This window comes from Bisbaumannia salifodinae (assembly GCF_055388505.1).
This window is the reverse complement of the sequence record NZ_AP043781.1, coordinates 4,165,724-4,178,264: the sequence shown is the minus strand read 5'-3', so window position 1 is coordinate 4,178,264 and position 12,541 is coordinate 4,165,724. Positions and strand designations below refer to the sequence as shown.

The 12,541-nt window shown below is 69.4% G+C and carries 10 protein-coding genes; 2 read left to right on the top strand and 8 right to left on the bottom strand.

Annotation, left to right across the window (positions count from 1 at the left end; genetic code table 11):
- The first annotated feature begins 49 nt into the window (after positions 1–49).
- Positions 50–499 (top strand): hypothetical protein, encoded by a 450-nt coding sequence (locus tag ACZ5EF_RS19540; protein ID WP_346060900.1) that lies wholly within the window; start codon positions 50–52, stop codon positions 497–499.
- Positions 500–720: 221 nt separating this feature from the next.
- Here ACZ5EF_RS19540 and ACZ5EF_RS19535 read toward each other — a convergent pair whose 3' ends face one another.
- Positions 721–1,932 carry an MFS transporter gene (locus tag ACZ5EF_RS19535; RefSeq protein ID WP_346060901.1) on the bottom strand — a complete coding sequence of 404 codons (1,212 nt, stop codon included), beginning with the start codon at positions 1,930–1,932 and terminating at the stop codon, positions 721–723.
- Positions 1,933–1,949: 17 nt separating this feature from the next.
- Positions 1,950–2,423, bottom strand: coding sequence for an Lrp/AsnC family transcriptional regulator (locus ACZ5EF_RS19530; RefSeq protein WP_346060902.1), 474 nt, complete (start codon positions 2,421–2,423; stop codon positions 1,950–1,952).
- A gap of 188 nt (positions 2,424–2,611) precedes the next feature.
- On the opposite strand from ACZ5EF_RS19530, the gene ACZ5EF_RS19525 reads away from it, so the two are divergent.
- A complete protein-coding gene (locus ACZ5EF_RS19525) occupies positions 2,612–6,097 on the top strand; it encodes an indolepyruvate ferredoxin oxidoreductase family protein (protein ID WP_346060903.1) in 3,486 nt (1,161 codons plus the stop codon).
- A gap of 84 nt (positions 6,098–6,181) precedes the next feature.
- Here ACZ5EF_RS19525 and ACZ5EF_RS19520 read toward each other — a convergent pair whose 3' ends face one another.
- From ACZ5EF_RS19520 to ACZ5EF_RS19495, 6 genes are all read right to left on the bottom strand, one after another.
- On the bottom strand, positions 6,182–7,396 hold the full coding sequence (locus tag ACZ5EF_RS19520) for a multidrug effflux MFS transporter (RefSeq protein ID WP_346060904.1): 1,215 nt from the start codon (positions 7,394–7,396) through the stop codon (positions 6,182–6,184).
- Between the two features lie 166 nt (positions 7,397–7,562).
- Positions 7,563–8,207: a maleylacetoacetate isomerase gene (gene maiA, locus ACZ5EF_RS19515; RefSeq protein WP_346060905.1), complete on the bottom strand. Its 645-nt coding sequence runs from the start codon at positions 8,205–8,207 to the stop codon at positions 7,563–7,565.
- Between the two features lie 14 nt (positions 8,208–8,221).
- Positions 8,222–9,241, bottom strand: coding sequence for a fumarylacetoacetate hydrolase family protein (locus tag ACZ5EF_RS19510; protein ID WP_346060906.1), 1,020 nt, complete (start codon positions 9,239–9,241; stop codon positions 8,222–8,224).
- 32 nt (positions 9,242–9,273) lie between these two features.
- Positions 9,274–10,584 carry a homogentisate 1,2-dioxygenase gene (hmgA, locus tag ACZ5EF_RS19505; protein WP_346060907.1) on the bottom strand — a complete coding sequence of 437 codons (1,311 nt, stop codon included), beginning with the start codon at positions 10,582–10,584 and terminating at the stop codon, positions 9,274–9,276.
- Between the two features lie 18 nt (positions 10,585–10,602).
- Positions 10,603–10,809 carry a DUF2783 domain-containing protein gene (locus ACZ5EF_RS19500; RefSeq protein ID WP_346060908.1) on the bottom strand — a complete coding sequence of 69 codons (207 nt, stop codon included), beginning with the start codon at positions 10,807–10,809 and terminating at the stop codon, positions 10,603–10,605.
- Positions 10,796–12,538 (bottom strand): FAD-dependent oxidoreductase, encoded by a 1,743-nt coding sequence (locus ACZ5EF_RS19495; RefSeq protein ID WP_346060909.1) that lies wholly within the window; start codon positions 12,536–12,538, stop codon positions 10,796–10,798. Before ACZ5EF_RS19495 ends, ACZ5EF_RS19500 begins: the two co-directional genes overlap by 14 nt.
- Positions 12,539–12,541: the final 3 nt, after the last annotated feature.

The window sequence follows — 12,541 nt, the reverse complement described above, 5'->3', positions numbered from 1 at the left end:
GCGGCCGGGTGCCGATACTGAGACTATCCCCGCCACGGAGATCGTCGCCATGCCGACCTCCTCTGCCCATTTCGCCTCCCGCCGCGATCCTCGGCGCCTCGCCGATGCCCTGAGCGACTATCTGGCCGGCGAACGCGCCCTGCTCGAGCTCAGGTACTGCGCCCCCAAGCGGCTGAGCGCGCTGATTCACGACCTGTCCCGGCCGCTGCCCTCGCCCCTGGAGCGGGCCCTGGCCCGGGGCCTGAACAGCGGCGAGCTGGCGGACTGGCTGGGCCCCGCCGAGACCCTGCTGCCGGCGATGATGCGCCGCTTCGGCCTAGATCCCGAGGCCTGGGCCGTCGCCCCCCGGGCCGCCGAATGGCGGGTCACCTGCCGGGCCTGCCCGCATATCGGCACCTGCTGGCAGGCCCTGCGCCACGGCGCCGATGTCGAGGCATGCCGTGCCTTCTGCTGCAATGCCGAGGCCTTTATCGCGGCCGGCCACGAATCGAAGTATTGATCTCTCTCGGCCTCGGGCGCGGCGCAACCTCAGGGCGACGACGGCGCGTCTTCGGCATCCTCCACCGCGGCCCGGGCCTGCCAACTCCCTATTTTAGGCGCCAGGCGAAGAGCAGCCTTCCGGTCGTCATCAGGCGGCTTTTTCGGTTGGCTCGTCGGTGACCCGAGTCCGCCAGCTCCCCATATTTAGGTGCCAGGCGAAGAGCAGCCTTCCGGTCGTCATCAGGCGGCTTTTTCGGTTGGCTCGTCGGCGCTCCGGGTCCGCCAACTCCGCAGCCGCCAGGCGAATACCAGCCCCAGCGCCAGTAGCCAGAGCCCGGCGCCGGCCAGCAGCCAGCGGCTGTCGCCCAGGCGCAGGATCAGCCCGCCCAGCCCGACCCCCACCGACTGGCCCAGGAAGAGACAGCCGGCGAACACCGCCATGGCGGTGCCCCGGGCGGCGGGTGCCATCTGGGTGGCGTTGATCTGCAGGGTGTTGTGCATCATGTAGAAGCCGAGGCCGGCGACGAAGGCGCCCAGGGAAGCCCCCATGGGGGTGGGCGCCAGGGCCAGGGCGAGGAAGCCGGCCCCCATCAGGGTGCCGCCGCCCAGGGCCAGGCCGGCCTCGCCCAGGCGCCGCACCAGCAGCCTGGCCAGGGCGGCGAAAATCAGCCCGCCGACCCCGAACAGCGCCACCGCCAGCCCGGCCCGGGTCAGCGACAGGCCCTGCCAGCGGTGCAGGTGGCTGGCGGCGAAGCCCAGGGCGCCGAAGGCGGCGATGCCCTCCAGGAACACCAGGGCGAGGAGCCAGCGGGCCCGGGTCTCGGCCAGCACGCCTCGAATCCGTGCCAGGAAGGCCAGGCCGTCGCCGCCCTCGCCCCGGGGCGAGAGCTCCGGACGCCGGCGCAATGTGGCGATCAGCAGGACTCCCGCGACCAGGAAGACCCCGGCCAGCAGCAGGAAGGCGGAGCGCCAGCCCAGGGTATCCGCCAGCAGACCGCCCAGGGTCTGGCCGGCGATCAGCCCCAGCACCGCCCCGGAGAGCATCCGCGCCAGGGCCACCTGGCGCTCGGCATAGGGCACGGTGTCGCCGACCCAGGCCATGGAGAGCGGGATGATGGCGGCGGCGGTGGCGCCGCTCAGGGTGCGAAACAGCAGCAGCATCGGCAGCGATCCGGAGAGCGCCGCGCCGAGCGAGCCCAGGGCGCAGGCCAGGGTGGCCAGGCCGATCACCCGCAGGGCGCCGTGGCGATCCCCCAGGGGGCCATAGGCGAGCTGCATCAGGCCGTAGGCGACGGCGAAGAGGGTGATGTTCTGGGCCACGTCGGCCACCGGGCGGGCGAAGGTCTCGGCCAGGGCCGGCAGCATGGCGTCGGTGATGCGCATCGAGGCCATGCTGGCGAAGCCGGCCAGGGCCAGCAGCAGGATCATCCGTGAGGCGGCCGGGGTGGGCATGGGTGGGTTTTCCTCGTTCAGCGAATCGGGATGGCGGTCTCGTTCTTGATCTCGCGCAGGGCGAAGTTGGAACTGACCTGGGAGATCCCCGCCAGGGTAAAGAGCTTCTCGTTGAGGAAACGGTCGTAGGCGGCCATGTCCTCGATCACCACCCGCAGCACGAAGTCGGCGTTGCCGGTGGTGGCGAAGCACTGCAGCACCTCCGGGTACTCGAGGATCCGGCGCTCGAACTCGACGGTGTTGTCGATATGGTGACGCACCAGGGTCACCATCACCAGGGCGGTGAGCGGCTGGCCGACCCGGGCCGGGTCCACCAGGGCGGTGAAGCGCCGCAGGGTGCCGTTCTCTTCCAGGGCCTTGACCCGTCGCCAGCAGGCCGCCGAGGAGAGTCCGATCTCCTCCGCCAGCTGCTGATTGGTGATGCGACCCTGGGCCTGAAGCAGGCGCAGGATCTTCTTGTCGTAGGCGTCCAGGGGGGCGTCGGAGGCCATGGCGAGCTCCCTAATGGTTTACACCAAGGTCGTATATTTCGAAGGTTATTTCTCCAGGCTGGAAATGGAGAAATATCCTTTCGAATGATGGCGGTTTCGGGGGTAAGTTCGCAAGCACCTTTAGCGGGGCCTTGGCTAGACTGCGGCCAACATAATTCCAAGGCCCATTCCCCGCGAAGGTGGCGACCATGACTACGACCTACCCCGTCGTCCTCGACGACTACCAGCTCAACGACCGTTACTCCCGCGACACGGGCCGGATCTTCGTCACCGGCACCCAGGCCCTGGTGCGCATCGCCCTGCGTCAGGCGCAGCTGGATCGTCGCGATGGCCGCCATACCGCCGGCCTGATCAGTGGCTACCGCGGCTCGCCCCTGGGCGGTGTCGACCAGGCCCTGTGGCAGGCCAAGGCGGCCCTGGATAGCTACCATATCGACTTCGTGCCGGCCATCAACGAGGACCTGGGCGCCACCATGATGCTGGGCAGCCAGCAGGTGGAAACCGACCCGGACAAGGAGGTCGAGGGCGTCTTCGGCTTCTGGTACGGCAAGGGGCCGGGGGTGGATCGCGCCGGCGATGCCTTGAAGCACGGCAACGCCTACGGCAGCTCCCCCAATGGCGGCGTGCTGGTGGTGGCCGGCGACGACCACGGCTGCGTCTCCTCCTCCATGCCCCACCAGTCCGACGTGGCCTTTATGGCCTGGTTTATGCCGGTGATCAATCCGGCGTCGCTGGCCGAGTACGAGGAATTCGGCCTCTGGGGCTATGCGCTGTCCCGCTATTCCGGCTGCTGGGTGGGCTTCAAGGCGGTCTCCGAGACCGTGGAGAGCGGTGCCTCCATCGAGGTGCCGCCGTTGCCCGACTTCGCCACCCCGACCGACTTCACCCCCCCGGAAGACGGCCTCCACTACCGCTGGCCGGACCTGCCCGGGCCCCAGCTGGAGACGCGTATCGAGCACAAGCTGGCGGCGGTGCAGGCCTTCGCCGGCGCCAACCCCATCGACAAGCGCCTCTATACCAACGATCAGGCGCGCTTCGGCATCGTCACCACCGGCAAGGGCCACCTGGACCTGCTCGAGGCGCTGCGCCTGCTGGGCCTCGACGAGGCGGCGCTGCGCGAGCTGGGGGTGGAGCTCTACAAGGTCGGCATGGTGTGGCCCCTGCAGCGTCGCGGCATCCTCGATTTCGTGCACGGCAAGCAGGAGATCCTGGTCATCGAGGAGAAGCGCGGCATCATCGAGAGCCAGATCAAGGAGTACATGTCCGAGCCGGATCGCCCCGGCGAGGTGCTGATCACCGGCAAGCAGGACGAGGCGGGCAAGCCGCTGATTCCCTATGTGGGCGAGCTGAGCCCGCGGCTGCTGGCCGGCTACGTGGCCGAGCGCCTGGAGCGCTTCTTCGCCATCGACCTGCAAGAGCGCCTGAGCAAGCTGGATCGTTGCCGCGCCGAGGCCAAGGAGCTGGGCGGCGTGCGGCGCCTGCCCTACTTCTGCTCCGGCTGCCCCCACAACAGTTCCACCAAGGTGCCGGAGGGCAGCAAGGCCCTGGCCGGCATCGGCTGCCACTTCATGGCCTCCTGGATGGGGCGCCAGACCGAGTCGCTGATCCAGATGGGCGGCGAGGGGGTCAACTGGGTGGGCAAGAGCCGCTTCACCGGCAACGGCCATATCTTCCAGAACCTGGGCGAGGGCACCTGGTTTCACTCCGGCTCCATGGCGATCCGCCAGGCGGTGGCCGCCGGGGTCAATATCACCTACAAGGTGCTGTTCAACGACGCCGTGGCGATGACCGGTGGCCAGCCGGTGGACGGCCAGATCACCGTGCCGATGATCGCCCAGCACGCCGCCGCCGAGGGCGTGAAGCGCATCGTGGTGGTCAGCGACGAGCCCGAGAAGTACCGCGGCCACGAGGGCCAGTTCCCCAAGGGGGTGACCTTCCACCACCGCGACGAGATGGATGCCCTGCAGCGCGAGCTGCGCGAGATTTCCGGCTGTACCGTGCTGGTCTATGACCAGGTGTGCGCCGCCGAGAAGCGTCGCCGCCGCAAGCGCGGCCTGATGCCCGACCCGGCCAAGCGGGTCTTTATCAACCACCACGTCTGCGAGGGCTGCGGCGACTGCTCGGTGCAGTCCAACTGCCTGTCGGTGGTGCCCCGGGAGACCGAGCTGGGGCGCAAGCGCAAGATCGACCAGTCCTCCTGCAACAAGGACCTCTCCTGCGTGGGCGGCTTCTGCCCCAGCTTCGTCACCGTGGAGGGCGGCGAGCTGCGCAAGGGCCAGGGCGTGGGGGTCGACGAGGCCTTCTGGCGCAGGGTGGAGGCCCTGCCGGCGCCCCAGGCCCCGGCGCTCGAGGCGCCTTATGACCTGCTGGTGGGCGGCGTCGGTGGCACCGGCGTGGTCACCGTGGGCCAGCTGATCACCATGGCCGCCCACCTGGAAGGCCGCGGCACCAGCGTGCTCGACTTCATGGGCTTCGCCCAGAAGGGCGGCACCGTGCTCAGCTATGTGCGCCTGGCGCCCGAGCCCGCCGACCTCCACCAGGTGCGCATCGAGTCCGGCCAGGCCGATGCGGTGATCGCCTGCGACATGGTGGTGGCCAGCTCGAAGAAGGCCCTGGACGTGCTCCAGGCCGGCACGACGAAGATGGTGGCCAACCTGGCCGAGCTGGCCACCGCCGACTATGTGCTCTACCGGGACGCCGATATGCAGGCGGACAAGCGCCTGGCGCTGCTGCGCGACGCCGTGGGCGAGGCCAACTTCGCCACCCTGGACGCCAATCGCCTGGCCGAGCAACTGCTGGGAGACACCGTCTTCTCCAATGTCATGATGCTCGGCTTCGCCTGGCAGCAGGGCCTGCTGCCGGTCAGCGAGGCGGCGCTCAAGCGCGCCATCGAGCTCAACGGCGTGGCCATCGACAAGAACCAGCGCGCCTTCGCCTGGGGGCGCCTGGCGGCGGTGGAGCCGGACTACCTGCAGCGTCGCCTGGACGAGACGCCGCTGGCCGCCGGCGCCGGCCTCGATGAGGTGATCGCCCGCCACGCCCGCCTGCTGGAACGCTACCAGGACCGCGCCTATGCCGAGCACTATGTGCAGAAGGTGGCCCGGGTGCGCGAGGCCGAAGCGCGCCTCGAGGCCGGCGAGGCCCTGACCCAGGCGGTGGCCACCCAGCTCTACCGGCTGATGGCCTACAAGGACGAGTACGAGGTGGCGCGCCTCTACACCGAGAGCGATTTCCTCGAGGAGCTCGACGCCACCTTCGGCGGCGATTACAAGCTGACCTTCCACCTGGCGCCGCCGCTGCTGGGCGGCCGCAAGGATGCCCGCGGGCGCCCGGTGAAGCGCCGCTTCGGGCCCTGGATGTTAACCGCCATGAAGGGGCTGGCCCGGCTCCGCGGCCTGCGCAACGGCCCCCTCGACCCCTTCCGCTTCAGCGCCGATCGCAAGCTGGATCGCCGCCTGCTGGCGGAGTACCAGGCCCTGCTCGACGAGCTGGTGACGCGCCTGGATGACGCCACCCACGCCACCGCCCTGGCGCTCGCCAAGCTGCCGGAAGAGGTCCGCGGCTATGGCCCGGTGCGCGAGGCCGCCGCCGAGCAGGCCCGGGCCCGCCAGGCCAAGCTGCTGGAGGAGCTGCGCAACGGCCGCCCGATGACCATCGCCGCCGAAGTGGCCTGATAGCGAGCCTGTCGGCCTAGCCGAGACAACGCCGCCCTGCTGTGCAGGGCGGCGTTTCTTTATGGGTGTCTTTCGGGGGCGGGGTTACTCCGAGAGCGCCTGGCGGGCCTCCTGGCGGGCGGCGGGGCGCACCAGGCCCCAGTAGACTGCGAGGGCGGTGATGCCGGCCAGGCCGATGGTCAGCGCCAGGGTGCGCGAGGTGTCGTCGTGGAGCTGGCCCACCAGGCCCCCCACCAGGGCGGCGATGCCCATCTGCAGGAAGCCGAACAGCGAGGAGGCGGCGCCGGCGCACCGGGGGTTGGGGGCCAGGGCGCCGGCCATGGTCTGGGGCATCAGGATGCCCACCCCCATCATAAAGACGATATGCGGCCCCACCACCGCCCAGGCCTGGGTGACGCCGGCCAGGGCCAGCAGTGCCATGGTCGTGCCGCCCAGGGTACAGAGCAGGGCGCCGCGCAGGATCAGCCGGTCGCGGCCCAGGCGCCGGCTATGGCGGCCGCTGATCACCGTGCCGCTGAAGAAGCCGGCGACGATCAGCGCGAAGAGGATGCCGTAGGTGGTGGGGTGGACGCCGATAAACTCGATCAGCACGAAGGCGGAGCCGGAGAGGTAGGCGAAGAGCCCCGAGAAGGCGGCGGCGTTGGTCAGGGTATAGCCGACGAAGGCGCGCTGGCCGAGCAGCAGGCGGAAGTTGCCGAGCATGGCGGCCGGGCCGATGGGCTGGCGCAGCTCCCGGGGCAGGGGTTCCGGCAGGGCGAAGATCAGCAGCGCCAGGGCGATGGCCGCGTAGAGGGCCAGCACCAGGAAGATCGCCTCCCAGCCGAAGAGCATCAACAGGCCGGCGCCCACCACCGGCGCCAGGGCCGGCGCCAGGGCCATGATGCTGGCCAGGTGGGAGAGGATGCGCCCGGCTTCCAGGGGGCCGTAGATATCGCGCACCGCGGCGCGTCCCAGCACCGGGCCGGCGGCGCCGCCCAGGGCCTGCAGGAAGCGCCCGGCCAGCAGCCACTCGATGCTCGGTGCCAGGGCGCAGAGCAGGCTGGCCGCCAGGAAGAGGGCGAAGCCCCCCACCATGATCGGCTTGCGGCCGAAGCGGTCCGCCAATGGGCCGCAGAACAGCTGGGCCAGGGCGAAGCCGGCCATATAGAGGCTCAGGGTCAGCTGCACCTGGTCGGCGCCGGTATTCAGCGCCTCGGCCATGGCGGGCATGGCGGGCAGGTACATGTCGGTGGCCAGGGGGCCCAGGGCGGTGAGGGCCGCCAGCAGGATCACGGTGGCGGGGGAGGTGAGCCGTAGCACCCGGTTCTCCTTGGAGGCGCGGGAGGCGCGTCCGGTGGTGGTGAGACGAGAAACGGGCGCACCCCCTGAAGACAGGGGCCGCGCCCGCTTTGTTAGGCCGCTTATTATACACCGACGAGGCAAGGCTTGTCGGGGTGTCGGATGCGCTCGCCTGTGGCTCGTCGACCTAGCCGGCGTCCGGCTGGGCCTCCGGGGCGGCCCGGGCGAAGGCGTCCAGGGCCCGGCAGTTGGCCACGATGCGGCGGATCCGTGGGTAGGGGGCCAGGTCGCACGCGAAGCGCTCGGCGTTGAACACCTGGGGCACCAGGCAGAGGTCCGCCAGGCCCGGGGTGTCGCCATGGCAGAAGTCGCCGCTGCCCGCCTCCCGGGAGAGCTGGGCCTCCAGGGCGGCGAAGCCCTCGGTGATCCAGTGCCGGTACCAGGTCATCTTGGCCGCCTCGTCCACCCCCAGCTCCCCGGTCAGGTACTTGAGCACCCGCAGGTTATTGAGGGGATGGATCTCGCAGGCCACCGATTGGGCCAGGGCGCGGACCCGAGCGCGGCCGGCGGCGTCCGCCGGCAGCAGCGCCGGGTCGGGGTAACGCTCGTCCAGGTACTCGCAGATCGCCAGGGACTGAGTCAGCCGCGCGCCGTCATCGGTGACCAGCGCCGGGACCAGCCCCTGGGGGTTGCGGGCGAGGAAGTCCTCGCCGCGCTGCTCGCCCTTGACCAGGTTGACCGGGGCCTGGTCATAGGCCAGGCCCTTGAGGTTCAGGGCGATGCGTACCCGGTAGGCGGCGGACGAACGGAAATAACCGTAGAGGGTCGTCATCCTGCCTCCTCGCCTCAGTGGGGTTTGTACTCGACCACCTGCTGGTCGATGGCACCGAAGATGCTCTGGCCGTCGCGGTCGAACATCTCGATGCGCACCCGGTCGCCGAAGCGCATAAAGGAAGTCTTGGCCTGGCCATGCAGGATCTGCTCGACCATGCGTACCTCGGCCAGGCAGCTGTAGCCCACACCGCCATCACTCACCGGCTTGCCGGGGCCGCCCTCGGCGTCCGGGTTGGAGACGGTGCCGGAGCCGATCACGGTGCCGGCGCCCAGGTAGCGGGTCTTGGCGGCATGGGCCACCAGCTCCGGGAAGCCGAAGATCATGTCGGGGCCGGCCTCCGGCTCGCCGAACTTCTCGCCGTTGAGGTGCACGGTCAGCGGCAGGTGGACGCGGCCTTCCTTCCAGGTGTCGCCCAGCTCGTCGGGAGTGACGCAGATCGGCGAGAAGCTGGAGGCCGGCTTGGCCTGGTAGAAGCCGAAGCCCTTGGCCAGCTCGCCGGGGATCAGGCCGCGCAGGCTGACGTCGTTGACCAGCATGATCAGCTTGATATGGCCGGCGGCCTGCTCCGGGGTCACCGCCATGGGCACGTCGTCGGTAATGACCGCGATCTCGCCCTCGAAGTCGATGCCGTGGGACTCGCTCACCGCCTCGATATCCTCGGTGGGGGCGATAAAGCGGTCGCTGCCGCCCTGGTACATCAGCGGGTCGGTCCAGAAGGTCTCGGGCATCTCGGCGTTACGCGCCTGGCGCACCAACTGGACGTGGTTGAGGTAGGCGGAGCCGTCGGCCCAGTGGTAGGCGCGGGGTAGCGGCGAGTGCAGCCTGGCCATGTCCAGGTCGAAGGCGTTCTCGGCCTGGCCGCCGTTGAGGGCGTCGTAGACGTGCTTGAGCCGGGGCTCCAGGGCCTCCCACTGCTCGATGGCCTGCTGCAGGGTGGCGGCGATCTGCGGCACCTTGACGGCGCGCTTGAGGTCACGGGAGACGACGATCAGTTCGCCGTCGCGGCCCTTGTTGAGGCTGGCAAGTTTCATCTTAATAATCCTTTGTCGTCGGGGAGTCGGGCTTAGCGATTCTCGGGGTCGAAATGGCTCTTCATGCCGGCCCACACATCCACGTAGTCGCGCTGACGGAAGTCCGCGTTCAGCGCCGCTTCGGTGGGATGATAGACATAGCGGCTCTCGAACATAAAGGCCATGGTGGCGCCCTGGTACTGGGGCGTCAGCTCGCTCTCGCTGGCCTTGTCGAAGGTCTCGGCGTCCGGCCCGTGGGGCGACATGCAGTTGTGCAGGCTGGCGCCGCCGGGCAGGAAGCCCTCCGCCTTGGCATCGTACTCGCCGTAGATCAGGCCCATGAACTCGCTCATCAGGTTGCGATGGAAGTAGGGCGGGCGGAAGGTGTTCTCGGCCACCATCCAGCGCGGCGGGAAGATCACGAAGTCGATATTGGCCATCCCCGGGGTGTCGGAGGGGGAGGTCAGCACGGTGAAGATCGACGGGTCCGGGTGATCGAAGCTCACGGTGTTGATGGTGTTGAAGGTGGCCAGGTCGTACTTGTAGGGGGCGACGTTGCCGTGCCAGGCCACCACGTCCAGGGGCGAGTGATCCAGGCGCGCCGACCAGAAGCGGCCGGAGAACTTGGCCACCAGCTCGACGTCGCCGGACAGGTCCTCGTAGGCCGCCACCGGGCTCAGGAAGTCGCGGGGGTTGGCCAGGCCGTTGGCGCCGATGGGGCCGAGCCCCGGCAGCTCGAAGGGCGCGCCATAGTTCTCGCAGACATAGCCGCGGGCGGCGTCGACGCCGTCGCCCAGGCGCACCTGGAACTTGACGCCGCGGGGGATGGCGGCGATCTCGCCGGAGGCCACCTCGAGCTCGCCGAATTCGGTGCGCAGGCGCAGGGTGCCCAGTTGGGGCACGATCAGCAGCTCGCCGTCGGCGTTATAGAAGAAGCGCTCCACCATGTCCCGGTTGATGGCATAGAGGTGCACGCCGCAACCGGCCTGGGTGCCGGCATCGCCATTGACCGCCACGCTGAGCAGGCCGTCGAGGAAGTCGGTCCCGGCCTCGGGCAGCGGCATGGGGTCCCAGCGCATCTGGTTGGGGTCGGCGGCGGGCCTGGCCAGGGGCGAGGTGGCGACCCGGGCATTGTCCAAGGGCCGGTAGGCGGACTGGGCCACCGAGGGGCGAATGCGGTAGAGCCAGGAGCGCAGGTTCTGGTGGCGCGGCGAGGTGAAGGCCGAGCCGGTGAACTGCTCCGCATAGAGGCCATAGGGGCAGCGCTGGGGCGAGTTCTGGCCCTGGGGCAGCGCCCCGGGCAGCGCCTCGCTGGCGAAGTGGTTACGGAAACCACTCTGGTATTCCAGGGTTTGGGTGGTCATGAGTCCTTCCTCTCGAAATTACCGTTCCTGGGGTGCCGGTGCGGCGGCGATGTGCAGCGCCTCCTCCAGCACCGCTTGGTCGCCGACATGGTTGGCCAGCAGCAGGATCAGGCGAGCATTGATGCGCTCGCTCTCCTCGTCGCTGCGCTCCCGGTGGAGTTCGGTGAGCGCCGCGTAGAAGGCGTCCGGATCACTGAAATTGGGGTCGAGCTCAAGCCGTGGCATGGGTCACCTCCGCGGCGGTCAGATGCTGGCCCAGGGCCGTGGCCAGGGCGCGCTCCACCGCCTCGGCGCGGCACTCGGGCCAGCGGGCGGCGATGTGTTGGTCGGGGCGCAGCAGGTAGCCGGCCCCCGGCGTCAGGCCGTAGCGGCTGGCCACCAGGCCCTCGGCGTCCTCGATCTGGCGGGTACGCGGCAGCTCGGTGAGGGCGTCCGGGGCCGGGCCCAGCAGCAGCAGGTCGAGGTCCGCCTGGCGGGCCAGCAGGGCCGCCAGCTCGGCGGCGCGGCTGGCCAGGGCGTTGCCCTGGGCATCGTTCTGGGCATTGTTCTCCACCCCGCCCCGGGCATCCAGCAGCAGCACGAAGCGATCCCCCAACTGGTTGAGCAGCCAGGCGGCTTCGCCATCCTGGCGGATCGGCGCGTCCTTGGCGGGGCTGCCCGGGCGCAGTTCGACGGGCAGGCCTTCGGCGTCGTCGCCGTTGAGGGGCGAGCCGTCGTAGCGGCAGGGCATCGACAGCCGGCCGCTATTGACCAGGGCACGGGCGAACGGATAGTGCTCGGCCAGCTCCAGGGTGGTGTCACGGAACAGGCGGCTGACGCGGCTCTTGGGGGTGATAAAGTCGGTCGATCGGGTGGAATTCAAGATGTTCTCGGCCGCCCCATGCTGGCGCTCATCATTATAGGTGGCGAGCAGCGCCTGGGGTGCCTGGCCCTTGAGCACCCGGGCCAGCTTCCAGGTCAGGTTCTCCACGCTCTGGATGGCGCCGTTGGCGCCCCGGGCGCCGAAGGGCGAGACCTGGTGGGCGGCGTCGCCCATGAAGAAGACCCGGCGGTGGATAAAGCTGTCCATCCGGCGGCAGCGGAAGGTGTAGACGCTGGCCCACTCCAGGTCGAACTCCACGTCCTCGCCGAGCATGGCCTGCACCCGGGGGCGGATGTTCGCCTCCTTCTTCTCCTCCTCCGGGTCGGCGTCCCAGCCCAGCTGGAAGTCGATGCGCCAGACGTTGTCCGGCTGCTTGTGCAGCAGCACCGACTGGTTGGGATGGAAGGGCGGGTCGAACCAGAACCAGCGCTCGGTGGGGAAGTCCGCCTTCATCACCACGTCGGCGATCAGGAAGCGGTCCTGGAACACCTGGCCCTGGCAGTCCAGGCCGAGCATGTCGCGGATGCGGCTGTTGGCGCCGTCGGCCACCAGCAGGTAGTCGCAGGCCAGGCGGTAGTCGCCATCCGCGGTACGCACCGTCACCAGGGTGCGCTCGGCCTGGCTGTCGACCTCGATCACCCGGTGCTTCCAGCGCAGGTCGATGCGCTCGGCGAAGTCGCCGGTACGCTCGACCAAGTACTCCTCGAAATAATACTGCTGCAGGTTGATAAAGGCCGGCACCCGGTGGCCATCCTCCGGCAACAGGTTGAATTCATAGACTTGGCGCTCCTGGAAGAAGACCTTTCCGAGCTGCCAGGTGACGCCCTTGTCGAGCATGGGCTGGGCGCAGCCGAGGCGATCCATGATCTCCAGGGTGCGCTTGGCGAAGCAGATGGCCCGCGAGCCGACGCTGACGGTGTTGTTGTCGTCCAGCAGCACGCTATCGATGCCCTGCTTGGCCAGGTCGATGGCCGCGGCCAGGCCCGAGGGACCGCCGCCGATGATCACCACCGGGCAGTGGCGAATCTCGGCCCGGTCCAGTTCCGGCGGCCGGCGGTAGGGATAGACGGGATTCTTGTAAGTATTCGGCATGGC